Below are 19,555 nucleotides of genomic sequence, written 5' to 3'. Positions count from 1 at the left end.
CAGACAATGAAATCCAGGCAGACGCGCGGCGGCTTCACGCTCGCGGAAGTTCTCGTAACGATCGCCATCCTGGCCACTTTGGCTGCGGTGCTGCTGCCGGCGCTGATGGGGCAGATCTCCAAGGGGGACGCCACCCGGACTGCTAACGATCTGGTGGCGCTGCAGACCGGGATCAGCACGTTTGCGTCGGACGTGAAGCGATACCCGAGCAGCGTCGGCCACCTGGTGACGGCGGTCACCAATTCCGACTTCGACATCAACGTCGTCGCATATACGGCCGGACTCGCGAGCCAGTGGAAGGGGCCGTACATCACGAAGGAACCGTTCTCTCCGGGTGACAGTCTTCGTACCGGGTCGGGCGGCACGATCCAGGGTCCGTTAGTGAAGAGCAACTATAACGGCATAGAGTATGTCACGATCCAGGTTAAAAACCTCAATACCGAGGCCTTCGACGATGTTGACCGGATCGTAGATGAAATCGCCAGCTCCACCACGGGCCGGTTCGTGCTGAGCGGGGCGGACGCGCTCTATCGGGCCGTACCGATCCAGTAACCCGGCTTCCATCCGGGTGGTTGTTTCAAGGGGGCCGCGCGAGCGGCCTTTCTTGTCGGTGCGGCGTGACCGGCTCGCTCCAAGGCCAATAGACGGTCAAAAGATGCGGTCAATTCGACCGGATAAAGACCTTTCGGGAGCACTCCGTCGGCCCGGAAACGGCTCTCTGACTCACACAACGGGTATTACCAACCGAAACTTGGCGTGGTAAAGATCGTCACTCGTTGGGGATGGCTGGACCTGGACGCTTCGCGTAACAGCACGGCGTCCGCTGCTGACACCGATGTAACGGGCCCGCACTACCATCCGCCTGCACTCAGCGAACGCCGTCTGATTTCTCAGACCGTTCGCATCCGCGCCTTCACCGCTTCAGGTGAGCGCGACACGTAATTGGACTACGAGGAGGAAGGATGAAGAAGGTCGCGAAGATGGTGCGGAAGGGCTTCACGCTTATTGAAATTTTGGTGACCTTGCTGATCCTGTCGATCCTGGTCGCGATTCTCGCGCCGGGCGTGATCGGGCAGTTGGGCAAGGAGGATCCGGTTCGGGTCGCGGCCGATCTGACGAATATCAAGACGGGCATCAACCTGTTCCGTATTAACATGCGGCCGCAGTTCCCGGGTGACCTGGAGGATCTCGCGTATGCGCCAGCCACGAGCGGAGACTCGGCTTTCGGTGGCGGATCCTTCAGCTCGAATACCGCTTGGAAGGGCCCGTACATCGATGCGTCCATCATTGAGAAGAACACTCAGGTCGATTCGACCGCGATACCGACAGCCTTCGGCGCGACTATCAATGCGAAACTTCGCCGGTGCTTCGCCGCCACGAGCGCGTGCACCCTCGATCAGCAAACGGGCATTGGCGGCTTCGTCTCCGTGGTCATCAACGGGCTTGATGCCGCGAAGTTCGCGGCGATCAACGACCTGATCGACGGGGAAGGCGAATTGGCCCCCAGCACTACCGGCAAGTTCCGGGAGGGAAGCGCGGCTACCCAGGCAGTTTATTACGCGGTTCCGATCAACTAAGCTCCGCTTGAGTTTTGAAGAGCGGCCGCCGGGTTGTCCGGCGGCCGTTTTTTTCATTAGCCGGCCTCATGAGTGCCGATAACGTCCGCTAGGAGTTTACGATTGGTGGCGGTCGCGCGGTGGTTGTTGCATGCCACCGTGCTGGTCCCGTTGATTCTCATTCCAGGCTTTTACTTCGCGTTCGTCACCACCCGGGCCGTTTACTTCCGGGTTCTCGTCGAGCTCGCTACCGCCGTCCTCGTAGTTCTGCTTCTTCGGCACGAGACCAAGCTTGACCGGCGCGACTGGATATTCTGGGCACTCGTCGCCTTCCTCGGCGCGAACACGCTCGCCGCGATCGTCGGCCCGTCGCCGCTCCGCAGCGTGTTCGGAGATTTCGAGAGGATGGGGGGCGTATGGAGCTGGCTCCACTTCCTCGCGTACTACGTCGCGCTGCGCACCTTCTTCGATTCCACGGAGTGGGTGCGCTATTTCCGGAACGTCGTCGTCGTCGGCGCCGTCGTGTCCCTGCTCGCCCTGATCCAGTACCGCGGCGATGTCCTCGGTCTCGGATTCAAAGGTGCGGACGCGGGCGCGACACTGGGGAACCCGGGCTTCCTCGCGGCTTACCTGCTGGGTACCGTCGCCGTGGCGCTGTTGCTCGCGCGCCGCTCGCATGGCATCGCCCGGCTCGGGTACTTCGCCCTCGTCCCGCTCTTCGTAGCTACCATCGTTCTCTCGGCGAACCGCAGCTCGCTCGTTGGCGGCTTGGCGGGAGTGGCCTTCGGCTTTCTGGTGTACTGGCGGCTGACTTCCCGTCTCACGCCCATGCGCGCCGCAGCAGCCGGAGCGTTCGTGTTCGTCGTGGCGATGCTCCCCCTCCTGGCGCGCACTTCCCCGGCTCGCGCCGCTGCGGCCAGCGTCCCTGTCCTGAGCAGGCTGGCCGGCACGAGCGCGACCGGCGACCCGAGCCGCGTCACGCAATGGCAGGCCGCGCTCGGCGGAATCCGACAGCGGCCGCTGTTCGGCTACGGCCCCGAGAACTACCACCTCGTCTGGAGCGAGAATTTCCAGCCGGAGATGTACGGCGTCCTGGGCAGCGACGATCGCTGGGACCGGGCCCACAACGCTTACCTCGATGCCTTCACGTCCGCCGGCGTCCTCGGCTTCGCGGCGCTCGTCGCCATCTGGCTCCTGCTCTTTCGCGCAGTCACGAAGCGCAGGACCGGGCACGAGCTCGACCCGGGTGACGCGGCGATCGCCGCCGGTTTCTTCGCCGCGTACGCGTTCTTCCTTTTCTTCTGGTTTTTCGATCTCAATTCGACCTTTCTCTGGCTGGCGCTGGCGGCGTTCGTCACCGGCGCCGCAGGATCCAGCCATCTGCTTCAATTCGGGACGCGCCGCGAGCCGCGCTGGCAGACCAACGTCGTGCTCGGCGCCGGCGGGCTCGTGCTTGCGGCCGCGCTCTACATCCATGCGTTCGAAACACTCCGCACCCTCCGCGTTTTGCATCATGCGGAGGAACGCGATCGACCCGTCCGGTTGGCACTCCGGGATTTTCAGGCGGTCTTCAGCTCGCCCGCTCCGGCGACCTATCACGCTTACCTGCAGTACTCGAGCTATCTCCGCTGGCTCCAGCCGCATTTCGACGACATACGGTCCGACCCGCGCACCGCCGCCGCGATGGACAGCTCACTCGCGCTGGCGTTCCGCGCGGTCGAGCAGGAGATCAAACGCGATCCGCTGAACGAACGCCTTGCGATCCAGAAAGGGCGCATCGCGTTGCTCGCCGCCTCGTACTACAGGGACGCTCGCTATTCCGTCCCGGCGCTCGAGAGCTTCCAGCGGGCTGTCGAGCTTGCGCCGCGGCGCGTGCAGCCTCGACTCGTGCTTGGCAACGTCCTGCTCGTCGGCGGGTACCCGCAGCTTGCGCTGCGAGAGTTCGAAGGGGCATATGCGGCATATCCGCCGCTCGGCCAGACTCACGCGTACATCGGTGAGGCCTACTTCGCGCTCGGGCGCTACGTCGACGCAGCCGCGTGGCTCAAGAGCGCGTCGGAGCGCGGCTTCGAGCCGCGTCCCGAGCTAATCGCCGAGGTCCTCGGGACAACGCTCCGGTGGGGATACCACGAGCCCGCCGCCGAGCTTGGCACGGCGTACTTGTACAGACGCCATGGTCCGTTCTTTCTCTGGCACGTCAGCCGCCCACAGATCGAACGCTTGCGAAACGACCGCGAAGTCATCGCGCTGACCCAGCGGGCGCTGGACGCGGCGCACCGACCGGAAGCCGCCGCACTGTCAGCCGCCTCCGGTGCGGCGTGCGCTCCGCTTCCACCGCTGACCAGGCTGGCACCCCTCACTTCGGCGCCTGCATTGCAAGGTGAGGGTACCGACTGCGGTCCGATCCGGTGGATCAGGGATCGGTGACGAACAGCACCGGCTTCGACTTCACGATCCACTCGGCCAGTTTCGCGCTCACGCCGAAACGCGCGCTGATCACCGCGGCGGGAGCGGTGTTGACGTTCACCGGCGGCTGATGGAACACGGACTCCGGCCACGGCTTCTCGATGCCGGTCTCCACCGCCAGCCCGGCCGCGTCGATCACGGCGAGTAGGGCCTCCACAGCCGGCAGATTCTCGAACCGCACCGCCACAGTTCCCCGCACAGTGCTGTCCATCACGACGCTCAAGCCCGCGATCTCCGCCAGCGCCGGAATCAGCACCCGAACGTCCGCGCGCGACGCGTTGAGCGTCACTCGAGGTTGCGCGCCGGCGGGTTCGCCGACCGCCGGGGGAGCGGTGATGATGCTCACCTCCTCGACCGGCAGCGGCGGCAGTTCCGCGCCCGGGCGCGGTAGCGGCGTGATGGTCGGCGCGCAGGCCAGGGCTACCAGAGCCGACGCCGCGGCGAGAGCCCTCACTGCCCCATCCGCGCGAGCCTGTTGCGCACTGCCTGCTCCAGCGCGGGGAAGCGGCCACCCGCGGTAGCGAGAAAGAGCCGGTACTCGCGGGCGGCTGCGCCGCGATCGTTCTGCTTCTCCAGCACCCTGCCAAGCTCGTAGTGCGCTTCGGCCATCGCCGGCTCCGCGCGAACGGCTTCCTCCAGCAGCGTGCGCGCGTCGGCAACGGCACCGGCTTTGTGCAGCTCGATCGCCAGGTTGACCTTCGCGCCGGAGTTGGCAGGATCGAGCCGAACCGCTTCGTGGAGCGCGATCATCGCATCCTGAGCCCGGCCCTGCTGGGCGAGCACGAGCCCGAGGTTGTTCCAGGCGGGAGCGAAGCTCCGGTCTATTTCGGTCGCGGTGCGAAATGCTCCCTCGGCGCCCGACAGGTCATTGAGGGAGCGGTAAACCGTTCCGAGATTGTTCCACAGCTCGAGACTGCGCGGCTGCTCGTACGTCGCCTGCAGATATCGGTTCTTCGCGGTCTCGTAATCGCCGCGCCGTTGCGCCGCGAGTCCCTGCTCGAACAAGCCGCCGCCCTGAGATCCCTGGATCGGGCGGTCCACGGTGATCTGCAGTCGCCCGCCAGAGCTGCTTCCCGACCGGACGGGGGAATTGGCCGCGATCGCCGGCAGCGGGTCGTCCGTGTCTCCCAGGTCGTCCCGCGGCTGCGGCGCCGGCACTCTGCGCGCGGGAGCGCGCGAGGCCGTCCGCGCCGGCGGCTCGTCCGCGTATTCTTCGAGATCGTCCGGCACCGCGAGATCTTCAGCAGTCGTGTCCAGCAGCGCGAGCCCGCCCGGATCGCCGGGCGTCTCGAGCACCAGCGTGGCCGGAGCCGAATCGGGGAACTGCGCGAGCGCGGGCGACCGCGTGTCGGGCCGGCGCGACGAGCTGAACATCACCACCAGCGCGGTCAGCGCGATCGCCGCCGTCGCCACACCAAGCCCGATGGCGAGCGGCGATACGATCGGCTCGCCCGAGCCGCGGGTTGGAAAGCGGAACGGGAAATATCCCTGCTGCTGCTGGGCGCGCGCCGGCGGCGTGACGCGCCGCGCCTTCTCCTTTTGCGCGGCCTTGAGGGCATCGGCTATGAGGCTCATATGGGTGGCAGCCCCGGCACGACGATCAACCCCGCGCCATGCAGCGCCAGCAGCGACACCGCGATCAGGGCGAGCAGAAACAGCACCAGCCCGGCGATGAACATCAGCTTCATCCGCCGCTGCCTTCTCTCGGGAGTGGGATCAGCCTCGTCGCCGCGCAGCGACGCGACGGCCTGCTTCACCTCGGGGACGCCGATCTTCTGCGTCTGCGAGACGAACCCGGCGAGCAGCGCCTGATCGCATATGGCGTTGATCCTGCGCGGAATGCCGTGCGCCGCCTTGTAGATCGCGCTGATCGCGGGCCCGGTGAACTCGAGGCGGCCGCGCGCGCCGGCGACGTTGAGCCGGTGATAGATGTACCGCTTCGTCTCGTCGAGGTTGAGGAACGTGAGCGCCGAGCGCACGGAAACTCGCTGGCTGAGCTGCGCCATCCCCGGCATCTTGAGCCGCTGGCTCAGCTCGGGCTGGCCTACGAGCACTATCTGGATGAGCTTCTCATCGGCGGTCTCGAGATTCGACAGGACGCGGATCTGCTCGAGGAATTCCGAAGAGAGGTGCTGCGCTTCGTCGAAGATCGCCACGCACGTCCGGCCCGCGGCCAGCTGCTCGAGGAAGAACTTGTTGAGCCTGCTCAACAGCTCGTTGCGCGGCGCGTTATCCTGGTACTCGACGCCGAACTCGGTGAGCAGCGCCTGCAGCATCTCGGGCCCGTTCAGGAACGGGTTGAAGATCAGCGCCGAGCGGTGCTTGTCGGGGTCCAGCTTCTCCAGCAGGTCGCGCGACAGCGTGGTCTTGCCGGTCCCGGGCAGGCCGGTGAGGAGCATGAACCCCTCTTTGCGGTCTATGCCGTAGGTGAGCTCGTCCAGCGCCGTTCTGTATCGGTCCGAATAGAAGACGTACCGCGGGCTCGGCGTGAGTGAGAACGGGCGCTCGGTGAGACCATAGAACTGCTCGTACATCCTCTATCGGCCGGCGGTTTGCTGGGCTCCCACGATGATCGTGGGGGTAAGGAAGATCACGAGCTCGTCCTTCTCCTCGACGTCCGACCGCCCGCCGAACAGCCCGCCTATGCCGGGGACGCGGCTGAGCCCGGGAACGCCGGTCCGCGTGCGGTCGCGTCTCGTCTGGGTCAACCCGCCGATCACTATCGTCTCGCCGCCGCGCACTCGCGCCATCGTGTCGGTTTCGCGCCGCGTAATGACGGGCGCGGTGATCCTCCCGCCCTCCGGCGTGATGAACTCTTCTACGCGTGACACTTCGCTGAGCTGCGGACGAATCTGCATCGTGATGACGTTGTCGGCTCCTATCTGGGCCAGCACGTTCAATACGATCCCGACCGATACTTGCTGCGGCTGCACCTGAGAAGTGAGCACTACCGAGCCGCCGGTGCCTACTACCGGTGTTTGTGTCACTGCGAAGAAGACTTCCGCACTGGTGGCATCGAAGACAGCCATCTGGTTGTTCAGCGCGGTGATCATGGGGCTCGAGAGCACCGCCACTTCACCCTGACTCTCGAGCGCTTCGAGGGCGATGCTGACCTGCGACGTTCCGCCACCGAGAGTGATGGAAAACGTGTTCGTCTGCGAGACCGGCGCGCCGATGTTGAGCCGGGCCTTGCTCGTCAAGAGCTGCCAGTTGATGCCGAACCGGAACTCCCTGTTCAGCGATACGCGAACGATCTTCGCCTCGACGAGGACCTGTCGCTGGACCGACGCCTGGAATGAGGCGATGTACGACTCGACCAGATCGAGAGTGGAGGGTGGGGCCGTGACGAAGATGCTACCCGCGAGCGGATTGATGATGAGCCGGCGGCCATCGCCCGACGTCTTTGCCGTCGCGCCCGGCGCGCCGGCGGCGATACCGAGCACTGAGCTCGCCGCATTTATCGGAGCGATCCCGGTCGTGCCTTCGGCCGTCGCCGCCGACACGATCTGGCGCGCACTGTCGGACGTGATGTCATAAAACACGAGCGCTTCCAACGCGATGCGGACGTCCTGCCAAAGATTCGCCGCGGTGGTGCTGGAGATCTGCGAGCCGCCTCCACCTCCGCCGACCTGCTGTCCCCCGAGCTGCTGCCCGCCAAGTTGCTGGCCGCCAAGTTGCTGGCCGCCGACTCCGCCCGTGCTGAGTCCGCTGGTCACCACCGTCTGCGTGGCGGAGATCCGGCTCAGCGACACGTAGTCCAGCGAAAAGGTCTTCGACTGCATGCGCGAACCTGTGACACGCAGCACTCCGCCCTGGATCTGATACGCGTACGAATGCCGCGCGAGGAGACTCGCCAGCGCTTCGTCGAGCGTGACGTTTTCCAGCCGCGTGTTCACCAGCCCGTGCACGTCGGGGTCGATCTCGAGACCGAGGCCGAAGCTCTGCGCCAGTCCGCGAAGCGCCGTGCGAAGATCCTGCTCCACGGCATCGAACCGCTGGATCCGGGGCGCGGACCGGCCGCCCTCCGCGACCTGCGCAACGGGGAGCGCGGGCAAGGCGTCGACCCGGTCGTTCGCGCCGGCAACGTCGGCGACGTCTGCGGCGGTGCGCGTGCCCTCCGTCGCGCGCGGCGCGCTGGCACACGCGTTCGCCGCCAGAACGATCGCCGCGAACGCGATCGAGAACCTCAACGCTCGTTCCGTTCCGGTCGAGCTGATCCCAAGCATCACTGCCTCACCTATTCAAGGAGATGACTCTCCGAACACCACCAGACTCCTGCAACACCACCCGATCCGATTGGATCTCCAAGATCCGCGCGCCGCCCGGCAGCGTGGAGCCCACGACCACGACAGAATCGTTGACCACCGCCATGCGCTGAGCGTCCGTCAGCAGAATCGCGCTCACAACCCATCGCGGCCGTGCCGGACCCGCCGGCGCGGACGACCCGCCGGAATTCCGCTCCCGCGGCGCGGGCTGCGCGTAGTAGTCGTCCCGCACGAACAGCTCGGCGGCCTGGCCCTGCCCGCGCGCCGGCGTGAGCGCGATCGGCCGCAGGTACCGCCCCAGCGAATCGAGCGCGGACGGAGCGATGTAGCTCTTCGGCGCGCGTACGACCGCGGCAGCCGCGGCGTTTGTGCGCCAGGCCACCCCGAACGCAACGATCACCCCCGCCGCGATGGCGAGCCAAATGTAATTGGAATGGTCCGAACTGTCGCCCTTAATTTTGCGGCCCTCCGGCAGGGTGATACACCGCGAGATGAAAAGTTGCCTTCAGTTGGTCGGTGTGGCCGGAAATGGAAAGCGATGTGATCTCCGTTGCCGGCGGAAGCCGCAGTATCACGCGCGCCAGGGCCGGCACCGTCCCGTTGGCCTCGAGCCGCAGGCCGAACGTGCCCGGCTCGAACGTGAGATCGCCCATCCTGCGGGTATCGGCCAGGCCGACGGAGTCGGGCGGAATGAAGCTCGCCTTCACCGTTGACATGCCGGCGACTTCCGCGATGCGCGATACGGTCTGCGCCAGCGACACCTTCGTGGCTTCCGGCGCTCCGAAAGCGGCGGCTTCCTCGGTCGTGCGCGCCCATTCCTCGGTTTCTCCGATGGTCGCGGGGACGAACTGTCGGGAAAACCGTGTCGCCGTTTCACCGATGGCGGCGGCCTCCCAAGTCGCTGCGCGCGCCTCCTTGGTCGTGCGCAGCGCGGAACACGACGTCCACGCGGACATCGCCACGACGAGTGTGGTCACGCCGAGCAGCCTGGCCGCGTGGCGATTTCTGGAGAGGTACGCGCCCACGTCCGCGAGCTTCAGGTCTTTCATGGAACGGCCGCCACGGTGAAGCTGATTCGAAAGCTGCCGGACATCTCGCCCTCGCCGGAACCGTACTCGAACGCGCTCATGTTGAAGGACTGGAGCGGGATTCTCGCCGGTAGCTCACGCGAGAAGTCGGCGACGCCCTCCAGCACGTCCGCGCCGGTAGATCCCACGGCGGTTCCGGCGAGGTCCACCCTCCAGCCTTCGCTCGTGCGCGTCAAGCTCGCGCTGCTCAGGCCGACGTTCAACGGCTGAGCCAGGCGGATGCCGTTGATCAGCCGCGCGAGTTGCTGTCGGCTGGCATAGTGCTCCTGAGTCGCGGCAATGCGTTCCATGTTCGCGCGCCGCTCGGCGATCACGTCCATGGCCGGCGCGATGCTCGCCATCCGCGCGTCGGCGGCGGCGCGCTCCGTCCGCAGCTCGCCCGCGGCCCGCGTGGCCGCCACCGACGAGAACGCCGCCGTCATGATCGCGAGCGCGCACACCGCGCCCGCGGCCATCGTCAGGCTGCGGGCTCGCCGCCTGGCCGCATCCCGGCTGACGTCCCCGGGCGACGGGTAAAAGACCATCTCGGGATTCGATTCCGCATTGAGGATGCTGCCCAGCGCGGCGATCGCCGCCGCCGGCCCCACGGCTGGCGCCAACGGCACAACCTCCATGTTCAGGGCGGCGTTGAGCACCGCGTCCACGTGCGAGTGGTCGGCGGGATCGGCCGCGACGAAGATCCTGCCGATGTCCGCGCCCCGGAAGTGTTGTCGCATGTACATGCGGGCACGGCCTACCTGGTCGATCACGGTCTGAACGTCGACTGAGGACAGACCCTCCTCGAAGGTCGGCGGCTCTGATATGAACCGCACGTCGCCGCCCTGAAACACTCCGATGACCGGCGACCCCTGCAGCATGATCGCCAGCGCGGCCGGCTGCGGCGAGCCGTTAACCTCTCGACACAGCCGCGCCATCGCCTGCGGCACGACGGTCAGGTGCTCCAGCCGGATCCCCGCGCGTTCGAGCGTCGCGGCGACGGTGCTCACGACATGCCGCGGCGCCGCGGCCGCGAATATCGCAAGCGGGAGACTCTCGCCGGTGGCGGTGCTGCGCCGCTCAGGCATCCCCTTCTTCGCTGCCGCCGGCGCGGGCCGTCCCGTGCGGCGATCGATGCTACCGCCCAGCGCGAAGCCGACGAGCGGGTCCTCGATGTCGGGAAACATTCTCCGCATCTCGCGATCGATGATCGGCGCGAGCACGTCAGCGCCCGCGGGCGGCAGCGTCAAGAGCTGGTAGGAAATGCCGAATCCACGAATGGCCGCGGTGACCTGAGCTTTATCCCGTCCCGCCGCCGGCCGGATCAGCTCCACGAGGGCATCGCTCGCTTCCTCGACGCTCGGCATGCTGCGCGCGACGCTCATGTGGTTCATGATCTCGACGCCGGCGGCCTGCCGCACATACTCGATCACGTACACGCGATCGGGACCTATCAGCGCTCCGAACCGCCGCGCGGAAGGCTTGTTCATCGCCGGCCGATGGAATCGTAGATGCCGAGGATGGGGAGGATGATCGCGAGCGCAACGAGCAGAACCCCCCCCCCATGAACACGATGAGCAGCGGCTGCAATCCCGTGACCATCCGCTTCACCGCGGCGGGTACTTCACGCTCGTAGTAGACAGACGTGCGCTGGAGGGCGTCGTCCAGGTGGCCGGTGACCTCCCCGAGCGTGATGCTCCGCAGCACTATGGGTGGGAACAGCGGCGACGCTCCGAACGCGATGCCGAGGGACTCGCCGCCGGTGACTCCCTCGCGCACGCCGTCGATCGCGCGCGCGATAGCCCGGTTCCGCACCATATTGGCGGTCAGCTTGAGCGACAGGATGATGTCTAATCCGGTCCTGTAAAAGAGCGAGAGGTACGTGACGAGCCGGGCCATGTTGATCTGGAGGATGAGCTCGCCGAAGAGAGGCACGCGCAGCACCGCCGCGTCGATCGCGGTCGCGATGTCCTCCTGCCGGCGCGCGACCGCGAGAAGCAGCGCCGCGCCGACCGCCGCCGCCACTCCGACCAGCCAGAAGTCGCGGATGACCTCGGACGCGCCGATGACGAGCCTCGTAGCGAGCGGAAGCTCCACGGCTCGCGAGGTAAGAATCGGAATCAGACGCGGAAAGACGAATCCCACGAGCACGAGCAGCAGGCCGATGATCGCCACCACGATGATGATCGGATACGTGACGGCTTGCCGGATCTGCGATCCGAGGGCTTCCTGCCAGTCCAGGTGCTTCACGAGCTGTTCCAGGACGAAGTCGAGCTGTCCGCTCGCCTCGCCCGCCTCGACGGTGCTCACGTAGAACGAATCGAAGGCCTTCGGGTGCTCGCGCATCGCCTCCGAGAGGCTCTTTCCCTCGAGCGACATCGTGTCGCGCATCTCCGCGACGATCTTCCGCAACAGCTTGGATTCCAGCCGGGGCTCGACGTCGGTCAGCGTCGTCATGATCGGCAAGCCGACTTGCGCGGATCCGGCCATGTACTCGATGAGCGCGAGCAGCTGCTTGCGCGGCACCTTGCCGTCCGCCTTCCTGGCCGGCGCCGGCTTTTCCGCGGGACGGCTGCGCACGAGATACGCGCCGTTCTCCCGGAGGCGCTCGGCGAGATCCTCCTCGCTCGTCGCCGCCATCGTTGCCTTCTCGACCTGGCCGGTCGAGGTCAGGGCTTCGTACCAGAAATGCGGCAACGTCGGTTCCCTAGGCCGCGATCACGCGGATCAGCTCGTCCAGACTGGTCACGCCGGCTTTGACCTTGGCGATTCCGTCGTCGAACATCGTCGGGCGGCCCGACACGCGGTGGATCTCTTCCGCGGGCCTGCGCTCGTAGATCACGCTCGAGAGGTTGTCGTCCACCGGCAGGAACTCGAAGATGCCGATCCGGCCGCGATAGCCGGTCTGCCGGCAGTTGACGCATCCCTTCGGTCCCCAGAGCGGCTCGTCGTCCAGCCCGTGCCGCTGGCGAACCACCTCGGGCACTTCGATCACCGTCTTGCACTTGTCGCACAGCACGCGCACGAGCCGCTGGGAGATCACGAGCTGCATCGAGGACGCCAGCACGAACGGCTCCGCCCCCATGTCGATCAGCCGCGGGATGGCCCCCGCGGCGGTCGTCGTGTGCAAGGTGGTGAGCACGAGGTGGCCGGTGAGCGCGGCACTGAGCGCTATCTGCAGCGTGTCCTTGTCGCGGATCTCGCCGACGAGAATGATGTCCGGATCGTGCCGCAGGATGGAGCGCAGGCCGGAGGAGAACGTGAGTCCCGCGCGCACGTTGATCTGCGACTGCCGTACCGTCGCCAGCTCGTACTCCACGGGATCCTCGAGAGTGATGATGCACCGCTCGTTCGTATTCAGCTCGGACAGCACCGAGTACAGCGTGGTCGTCTTTCCCGATCCGGTAGGACCGGTGACCGGGATCAAGCCGTTCGGCCGCTGCATGACCTGGCGCAAAAGCGCGAGATCGTCGGGCGCGATGCCGAGCGCCTCCAGCTTGAGCGCCGTGCGCCCGCGGTCCAGGATGCGGAGCACCACGTCTTCGCCGTAGATGGTCGGATACGTGGACACGCGGATGTCCACGTCGGTCGAGCCCACGGTCGTGCGGATCCGGCCGTCCTGCGGCAGCCGCGTCTCGGCGATGTCCACTCCCGCCATGATCTTGATCCGGCTCAGCAGCGGGGCCTGCACGTTCTTGGGGTACGCGCCCGCGTCCTGCAGCAGCCCGTCCACCCGGTAGCGGATCCGGGTTTCGTGCTCGATGGGCTCGATGTGCACGTCGGTCGCGCCCAGCTCGACGCCACGCTTGATGATCCCTTCCGCGAGCGCCGCTGCGTTCACCGTGTCGCCACCCACGTCCTGCTCGATGACCTGGATCGGCGCGGGGGCGTATGCCGGCTGCTGCGGCCGCGCTGCCGGCGGCGGCGCGACGATCGGCTTGCCGTCGTACGCGCGCGCGATCATCGCGGTGATGCTGTCGCGCCGCGCGGCCACGACACGGATGGGACGCCGCGCGGCGCGCTCGACGGCGGTGACCGCCTCGATCTGAAACGGATCCGCCATGGCGACGAGCAGCCGGCCGTTGTCGTCCCGCAGCGGGAGGGCGGCGTACTTGGTCGCGATGTTGCCGGGCAGCGACGCGACGGCCGCCGGATCCAGCGTGACATCCTGCATCGTGACGTACGGGATGCCCGCGTCCGCGCACAGCGTGCGCACGAGCGAATCGTCGTCCAGATAGCCGAGCTTGACCAGCGTCTTGCCCAGCGTCTCACCGGTGGCAGCGTGGACCTGCAGGCCCTTCTCGAGTTGTTGTTTGTTGATGAGGCCGGCTTCGATCAGCCGCTCACCTATCCGCGCGCGTGGCGCCATGGCGGCTCGGGAGTGATTGCGCTGTCAAAGAAACGGCGTAGAGCCGCGATGCGCAACAAGAATTTTGCTCTATAGAAAGGGCCGCCCCCAGCGGGCAGCGGAACCCGGTATCTCACTTCGGCGCTACGCGAGCAACTGCGCTCGCTAAGACGCGCCTGCGTGAGACACCAGGTCCCGCTGCTAGCTGCTAGCTGCTAGCTGCCCCCCTCGGTGCACTCGCAACCCCGCCACGCGCCTGCCGTCCATCGCCACGATCTCCAGCTCTCCCTCCGGGAAAGCCACGCGATCGCCGACGCGCGGGAGGCGGCCGAGCTTCGCGAACGCGTACCCGCCCAGCGTGGAGTACTCGCCCTCGGGAATGTCGAGCTTGTGGTCCGAGCGCACGTCGATGAGCGACAACGAGCCCGCCAGCTCGAGCACGCCGCCCTCCTCGAACGAGTCGCGCGCGGCCAGGTCGTACTCGTCGGAGATGTCGCCGATGACCTCCTCGATCAGGTCCTCCATCGTGACGATTCCGGCGGTGCCGCCGTACTCGTCGAGCACGACCGCCATGTGCGCCCGCGTCCGGCGCAGGTCCTCCAGCACGCGCTCCGCCGGGCGGCTGTCGGGGATGTACAACGCTTCCCGCAGCGACGCTTCCAGCGAGAACTCCTCGCCGGGCGGATGCAGCCAGAGGTCCTTGGCCAGGAAGACTCCCACCACGTCGTCCAGCGACTCGCGGTACACCGGGTAGCGCGAGTACCGCTCGGTGCGGATAGTCTCCCGGACCTCCTCGGTGGTAGCCGTGATGTCGAGCGCCACGATCTCGGTCCGCGGCCGCATCACGTCCACCGCGGCCTTGTTATGAAAGTCGAACACGCCCGCGAGCATCGCGCGGTCGGATTCGTCCAGCACGCCGTGCGCGTGCGACTGAATGACCAGCAGCCGCAGCTCTTCCGGCGAGTGGATCGAATGCAGCTCCGACACGGGCGTGACGCCGAACAGCTTCAGGACCAGGTTGGCGGCCCCGTTGAACACGTAGATCAGCGGCATCATCAGCCGGGAGAACAGCACCAGCGGAGCGGTGACGACCTTGGCCACCTTCTCCGGCATCGTGAGCGCGATGGACTTCGGCGCCAGCTCCCCGAGCACCACGTGCAGAAAGGTGATGATGAAGAAGGCGGTGAAGAACATCGCGGTGCCGTGCAGCGCGGCCGGCGATGCGACGTACCCGAAGAAGCCGAGGACCCAGGCGAACAGCAGCGCCATCGCCGGCTCGCCGATCCAGCCGAGCCCGAGCGAGGCCATGGTGATCCCGAGCTGGGTCCCGGAGATGTACCGGTCCAGGTGGGTCAGGGCCTTCTGCACCACCTTCGCCGCCGAGTCGCCCCCGGCAGCCATCTGATCGATGCGGCTGCGCCTGGCAGCGACCAGAGCGAACTCGGCCGCGACAAAAAAAGCGTTGGCAAAAACCAGCAGTATGACAGCGATCAGCCGCAGCGCTACATCGCCGCCACTGACTTGTAGTGACTCCACCAAGACTCCTTCGTCGGAAAGAGCGGGGATGTTCGAGCAAAAAACCGTGCAAGACGCACCCGCCGTGCCCAAATCTAAGGCCCGGAGGGCATTTGACGGGGCTCCCACGGTCTTGCATTTTGCAAGGGACGGAGCGCTTTTCGACCGCTGAATCGTGCCCAACAGTCACAAACACGCCCACAACCCATTGTCTCACATCCAGAGCGACCGGTGCAAACGGTAGTCCGTGAGCCTTTCGCAGCACCGCTGAACGCGCGCCGCATCCTCCGGGGCGTCCATGTGGCGCGCCTGTCGCTGGCTGCCGCGATCTACCTCGCGGCCGTGTTCGTGTGGCTCACGACCGAAGGGTCCTCCACGCTCCTCTCGTCGCTGGCGCTCGTGACCGCCATGACCTTCACGGCCGTCTCGCTGATTTACACCGAGGTCTACAAGCGGCCAGCCGGGCGGACATTCCTCTACCTGCAGGCGCTGTTCGACGTCGCGCTGGTCACGGCGGTCGTGCATGTGACCGGCGGAATCGGCTCCGGCTTCGCGGCCCTGTACATCCTGGTCACCGCGGAAGCGGCCCTCCTCCTGAACGCTCGCGGAGTCGTTCTCATCGCGGCTCTCGGCATCGCGATATACGTCGCCCTCGCGGTCATGACGCCGGGCGGTGAGCGCGATCTGAGATTCTGGCTGCGCGTGGGCGTGTTCGCCGCCGTCGCGGCGGGCTGCGGCTACGTCAGCGCGAAGCTGCGCGAGCAGAGCAGCGGGCAGGAAGCGCTCGCGGCCGAGCTCGCCGAGTTCCGCCTGCAGAAGGCGGATCTCGACGAGCTTCGGACGCGCGCGCGGAGGCTCGAGGCCGTGGCGGAGCTGAGCGCGTCGCTGGCGCACGAGATCAGGAATCCGCTCTCGGCCATTCGCAGCGCGGTCGAACAGCTGAGCGATTCGCCCCGCGCCAGCGCCGACGAGCGGGCGCTCAGCGCGCTGGTGCAGCGCGAGTCGGACCGGCTCTCGCGCCTCCTCTCCGACTTCATCGATTTCGCGCGGCTCGACGCCGCGCGCTGGGCGCCGATCGACGCGATCGAAATCACCGGGGGTGCGATCGCGCTGGCGGAGAACCATCCCGACAAGCCGGCCGACGTCCGCATCACCCGGAATCTTCCGCGCACTCCCGTGATGATCGAGGGCGATTCCGATCTGTTGCATCGCGCGCTGTTCAACCTGCTGCTGAACGCGATTCAGGCGTCGCCGCCGGGCGGGAACATCTTCGTGGAGGCGGCGGAGCTGTCCCCGCGCCAGACACCGATAGACGGCGCGCCTTTTCTGGCCGGCGGACTCGCGATCCGCATCAGCGACGAAGGCGGAGGGGTTCCGGAGGACATCCGCAAGCGGATGTTCGATCCCTTCGTCAGCACCAAGCGGGGCGGAACCGGCCTCGGCCTCGCCGTGGTCCAGCGCGCGGTGACCGCGCACAAGGGTCTCGTGCTCGTCGACAGCACCGCCCGCGGCTCGCGCTTCACCGTTCTCCTTCCGCGATCCACCAAGAGTCCCAACGGAGTCAGCAATGTCTGAGAACCCGATCTCGGTCCTCGTAATCGACGACGAGCCCGCGATCGTCGAGACGATGGAGATCCTTCTCCGCAAGGAAGGGTACGCGGCTCACACCGCCACCGACGGCAACGAGGGCATCAGCCGCATGGCTGCGCTGCGTCCCGACATAGTCATCAGCGACATCCGCATGCCTACGATGAGCGGGCTCGACGTGCTCACGGCCGCGCGCAGCCTGGACACGGAGATGCCCGTGATCCTGATGACGGCGCAAGCCACGGTGCCGGCGGCGGTGCAGGCCGTGAACGACGGCGCGTTCTATTTCCTGGAGAAGCCGTTCCCGAACGAGCAGCTGCTGGCGATAGTGCGGCGCGCGTCGGAGCACCGGCGGCTGCGCGCGGAGAATCGAACGCTCAAGGCGGAGATCCGGCGGCGCGAGCACACCGGCCGTCCCGCCGGCACCAGCTCGGCCTGGCTCGAGGTGCTGAAGGTCGCCGAGACGGTGGCGCCCACCGAATCGACCGTGCTGCTCCAGGGGGAATCCGGCACGGGTAAGGAAGTGGTCGCGCGCTATCTGCACGAGCTTTCCGCCCGGGCGCACGGCCCCTTCCTGTCGATCAACTGCGGCGCGCTGCCGGAGAGCCTTCTCGAGAGCGAGCTATTCGGTCACGTGCGGGGCTCGTTCACCGGCGCGGTCCGCGACAAGCAGGGCCTCTTCACGGCCGCCGGCGCGGGAACGTTCTTCCTCGACGAGATCGGCGAGACGACGCCCGCCACGCAGGTGAAGCTGCTGCGCGTGCTGCAGCACCGGGAAGTCATACCCGTGGGCGCGACGGAAGCCGTTCCGATCAACACCCGGCTGATCGCGGCGACGAATCGCGATCTGGAAGAAGAGATCCGGCGCGGGACATTCCGCACGGATCTGTTCTATCGCCTGAACGTGATAGCGATCCACCTGCCGCCGTTGCGCCAGCGGCGGGAGGACATTCCCGTGCTGGCCGAGCTGTTCCTGCGGCGGACCGCGGAGGCCAACGGCGAACCGCAGAAGACGCTGGACGCCGACGCGGTCGAAGTCCTCCAGTCCTACCAGTGGCCTGGTAACGTGCGCGAGCTGGAGAACGCGCTGGAGCGCGCCGCGCTGCTGACCAAGGGCGACATCATAGAAGTGCGGGCGCTGCCGGAGCGGATCGTGGAGCGGCGCTCCGAGCCGCTGGTCGCCGACCGCCAGGCGGTCAACCCCACCCTCGAGGTGATCGAGCGGGCCTACATCACCTGGGTGCTGCAGCAGGAAGGCGGGAACAAGACGCGCGCGTCGGAAGCCCTAGGCATCGATCCGTCGACGCTGTACCGGAAGCTCGCGCGCTACGGGGGAAGTGCGGAGGATGTGGGACCGCAGTAGGGCGCGGCGGGGGTTTGGCTTCGCGCGGATGAAAATGGCGGCGCTCCGCGGCGAGGCGCGGTCAAAGTTCAGGTGTGGTCCCTTGTTCGGCGCCCCATGAGGAGGGCATAGTATGGGTATGCCAGCCACTGCCAAGCGGTGGACCGCGGACGATGTCCGCGCGTTGCCGGCCGACCGCAACCGCTATGAGGTCATCGAGGGCGAGCTGTACGTGACGCCCGCGCCGTCGTTCCGGCACCAGGAAGCGCTCGGCACGCTCCATTTCGCCATGTCGCTGTATCTGCGCGAGCATCCGGTCGGAATGGTGTTGTTCGCGCCGACCGACGTTGAGTTCGAGCCCGAGAGCATGGTGCAGCCGGATCTCCTCGTACTTCCGCTCGTGGACGGTCGCAAGCCCCGGAGCGTCAAGGAGGCAGGAGGGCTTCTGCTGGCGGTCGAAGTGCTCTCGCCGAGTACCGCGAGATTGGATCGCCAGCTCAAGCGTCTGCTGTATCAGCGGTTCGGCGTGGCGGAGTATTGGATCGTGGACACCGACGCCCGCGTGGTCGAGCGTTGGGTTCGCAGCGAGGATCGGCCTGAGATAGTTACGGACGCGTTGCAGTGGCATCCGGCCGGTGCCCCTCAGCCGTTCGTCCTGTCCCTTCCAGCGTTCTTCGAGGGCCTGCTGTAGCCGGCTGTTTCCGCCGCATTTTGCAAAGATGTTCGCGCAATACGGCACAAACGCCTGAGGCGGATGCCAGGAAACTTTTCGATAACTCGTTTCCCGCGTAGCACTTAGCCAGCATTGGCATGAGTGGCCTTGGCGTTGCCTTACCAGTGGGCGACCGGCACGCCTGATCTCAGTGGCTGCCGCATCCTCCCATTGGAGAGCTCTCATGCAGAACAGGAAACGGAAAGGCTTCACGCTCATCGAACTTCTGATCGTCGTCGTGATCATCGGCATTCTGGCCGCGATCGCGATCCCGAAGTTCGCGAACACGAAGGGCAAGGCGTACAAGGCAACGATGAAGGGCGACCTGCGGAACCTGGCGACGGCCGAGGAAGGCTATGCGGCCGATAACGCCGGCAATTATTTCTCCGGTACCGCGATTGGCCCGAACGAGATCACCGGCGGGACGAGTTACGCGCCCTCGACCAACGTGACTGTGACCGCGACGCTCCATGCGAACGGCTGGTACGCAGTGGCGACGCACCCGGCGCTGCCGACCGGCGAGCTGTGTGAGATGTTCATTTCCGCTGTCATCGGCGTGCCAGGGGGAGTGACCATAGCCACGGCCTCCGGCGAGCCCAAGTGCAACTAGTCTCTTGACCTGACAATGGTAGGGCCCGTCCCGGCGCTTCAGCCGGGCGGGCTCCACCGGCGCGGCGGGAGTGCCTATCCGCCACGGTCA

At 66.6% G+C, this 19,555-nt stretch carries 16 protein-coding genes; 7 read left to right on the top strand and 9 right to left on the bottom strand.

Annotated features, from left to right (window positions below):
• Positions 1 to 6: 6 nt before the first annotated feature.
• The 3 genes from WEA80_07880 (at position 7) to WEA80_07870 (ending at position 3,983) form a co-directional block, all read left to right on the top strand.
• Positions 7 to 552, top strand: a complete 546-nt coding sequence (locus WEA80_07880; protein ID MEX1186495.1) for a prepilin-type N-terminal cleavage/methylation domain-containing protein — start codon at positions 7 to 9, stop codon at positions 550 to 552.
• A 410-nt stretch (positions 553 to 962) separates the two neighbouring features.
• Positions 963 to 1,577: a prepilin-type N-terminal cleavage/methylation domain-containing protein gene (locus WEA80_07875; protein ID MEX1186494.1), complete on the top strand. Its 615-nt coding sequence runs from the start codon at positions 963 to 965 to the stop codon at positions 1,575 to 1,577.
• Between the two features lie 105 nt (positions 1,578 to 1,682).
• A complete protein-coding gene (locus tag WEA80_07870) occupies positions 1,683 to 3,983 on the top strand; it encodes an O-antigen ligase family protein (GenBank protein ID MEX1186493.1) in 2,301 nt (766 codons plus the stop codon).
• Here the strand turns inward: WEA80_07870 and WEA80_07865 are convergent.
• The 9 genes from WEA80_07865 to WEA80_07825 all read right to left on the bottom strand — a co-directional run bounded on the left by WEA80_07865 (position 3,970) and on the right by WEA80_07825 (position 15,235).
• Positions 3,970 to 4,476, bottom strand: coding sequence for a hypothetical protein (locus WEA80_07865; GenBank protein ID MEX1186492.1), 507 nt, complete (start codon positions 4,474 to 4,476; stop codon positions 3,970 to 3,972). The genes WEA80_07870 and WEA80_07865 overlap by 14 nt on opposite strands.
• Complete coding sequence (locus WEA80_07860) at positions 4,473 to 5,597, bottom strand: tetratricopeptide repeat protein (GenBank protein ID MEX1186491.1); 1,125 nt, start codon at positions 5,595 to 5,597, stop codon at positions 4,473 to 4,475. The genes WEA80_07865 and WEA80_07860 overlap by 4 nt, the downstream gene beginning before the upstream one ends.
• A complete protein-coding gene (locus WEA80_07855; protein ID MEX1186490.1) occupies positions 5,594 to 6,556 on the bottom strand; it encodes an AAA family ATPase in 963 nt (320 codons plus the stop codon). The genes WEA80_07860 and WEA80_07855 overlap by 4 nt, the downstream gene beginning before the upstream one ends.
• Before the next feature lie 3 nt (positions 6,557 to 6,559).
• Positions 6,560 to 8,212 (bottom strand): secretin N-terminal domain-containing protein, encoded by a 1,653-nt coding sequence (locus WEA80_07850; protein MEX1186489.1) that lies wholly within the window; start codon positions 8,210 to 8,212, stop codon positions 6,560 to 6,562.
• A gap of 43 nt (positions 8,213 to 8,255) precedes the next feature.
• Complete coding sequence (locus WEA80_07845) at positions 8,256 to 8,669, bottom strand: hypothetical protein (GenBank protein MEX1186488.1); 414 nt, start codon at positions 8,667 to 8,669, stop codon at positions 8,256 to 8,258.
• A 70-nt stretch (positions 8,670 to 8,739) separates the two neighbouring features.
• Entirely contained in the window at positions 8,740 to 9,336 is a 597-nt protein-coding gene (locus WEA80_07840; protein MEX1186487.1) for a hypothetical protein, read from the bottom strand.
• Between the two features lie 1,314 nt (positions 9,337 to 10,650).
• Entirely contained in the window at positions 10,651 to 12,048 is a 1,398-nt protein-coding gene (locus tag WEA80_07835) for a type II secretion system F family protein (GenBank protein ID MEX1186486.1), read from the bottom strand.
• A 10-nt stretch (positions 12,049 to 12,058) separates the two neighbouring features.
• Positions 12,059 to 13,720 carry a GspE/PulE family protein gene (locus WEA80_07830; protein MEX1186485.1) on the bottom strand — a complete coding sequence of 554 codons (1,662 nt, stop codon included), beginning with the start codon at positions 13,718 to 13,720 and terminating at the stop codon, positions 12,059 to 12,061.
• A gap of 180 nt (positions 13,721 to 13,900) precedes the next feature.
• Positions 13,901 to 15,235: a hemolysin family protein gene (locus tag WEA80_07825; protein ID MEX1186484.1), complete on the bottom strand. Its 1,335-nt coding sequence runs from the start codon at positions 15,233 to 15,235 to the stop codon at positions 13,901 to 13,903.
• Between the two features lie 210 nt (positions 15,236 to 15,445).
• On the opposite strand from WEA80_07825, the gene WEA80_07820 reads away from it, so the two are divergent.
• From WEA80_07820 to WEA80_07805, 4 genes are all read left to right on the top strand, one after another.
• Positions 15,446 to 16,789 carry an ATP-binding protein gene (locus WEA80_07820; protein ID MEX1186483.1) on the top strand — a complete coding sequence of 448 codons (1,344 nt, stop codon included), beginning with the start codon at positions 15,446 to 15,448 and terminating at the stop codon, positions 16,787 to 16,789.
• On the top strand, positions 16,782 to 18,164 hold the full coding sequence (locus WEA80_07815; GenBank protein ID MEX1186482.1) for a sigma-54 dependent transcriptional regulator: 1,383 nt from the start codon (positions 16,782 to 16,784) through the stop codon (positions 18,162 to 18,164). The genes WEA80_07820 and WEA80_07815 overlap by 8 nt, the downstream gene beginning before the upstream one ends.
• Before the next feature lie 118 nt (positions 18,165 to 18,282).
• On the top strand, positions 18,283 to 18,834 hold the full coding sequence (locus WEA80_07810) for a Uma2 family endonuclease (protein ID MEX1186481.1): 552 nt from the start codon (positions 18,283 to 18,285) through the stop codon (positions 18,832 to 18,834).
• Between the two features lie 205 nt (positions 18,835 to 19,039).
• Positions 19,040 to 19,465, top strand: a complete 426-nt coding sequence (locus WEA80_07805) for a prepilin-type N-terminal cleavage/methylation domain-containing protein (protein ID MEX1186480.1) — start codon at positions 19,040 to 19,042, stop codon at positions 19,463 to 19,465.
• Positions 19,466 to 19,555: the final 90 nt, after the last annotated feature.

The organism is Gemmatimonadaceae bacterium (assembly GCA_040882285.1).
In the GTDB taxonomy this organism is placed as follows: domain Bacteria; phylum Gemmatimonadota; class Gemmatimonadetes; order Gemmatimonadales; family Gemmatimonadaceae; genus JACDCY01.
The sequence above is the reverse complement of the archived record's forward strand: the minus strand, read 5'-3'. Positions and strand labels throughout refer to the sequence as shown.

Coding starts and splice junctions, on each gene's coding strand:
- WEA80_07855 (MEX1186490.1), bottom strand. CDS start 6,556: ATGTACGAGCAGTTCTATGGTCTCACCGAGCGCCCGTTCTCACTCACG.
- WEA80_07875 (MEX1186494.1), top strand. CDS start 963: ATGAAGAAGGTCGCGAAGATGGTGCGGAAGGGCTTCACGCTTATTGAA.
- WEA80_07815 (MEX1186482.1), top strand. CDS start 16,782: ATGTCTGAGAACCCGATCTCGGTCCTCGTAATCGACGACGAGCCCGCG.
- WEA80_07860 (MEX1186491.1), bottom strand. CDS start 5,597: ATGAGCCTCATAGCCGATGCCCTCAAGGCCGCGCAAAAGGAGAAGGCG.
- WEA80_07805 (MEX1186480.1), top strand. CDS start 19,040: ATGCAGAACAGGAAACGGAAAGGCTTCACGCTCATCGAACTTCTGATC.
- WEA80_07830 (MEX1186485.1), bottom strand. CDS start 13,720: ATGGCGCCACGCGCGCGGATAGGTGAGCGGCTGATCGAAGCCGGCCTC.
- WEA80_07810 (MEX1186481.1), top strand. CDS start 18,283: ATGCCAGCCACTGCCAAGCGGTGGACCGCGGACGATGTCCGCGCGTTG.
- WEA80_07840 (MEX1186487.1), bottom strand. CDS start 9,336: ATGAAAGACCTGAAGCTCGCGGACGTGGGCGCGTACCTCTCCAGAAAT.
- WEA80_07880 (MEX1186495.1), top strand. CDS start 7: ATGAAATCCAGGCAGACGCGCGGCGGCTTCACGCTCGCGGAAGTTCTC.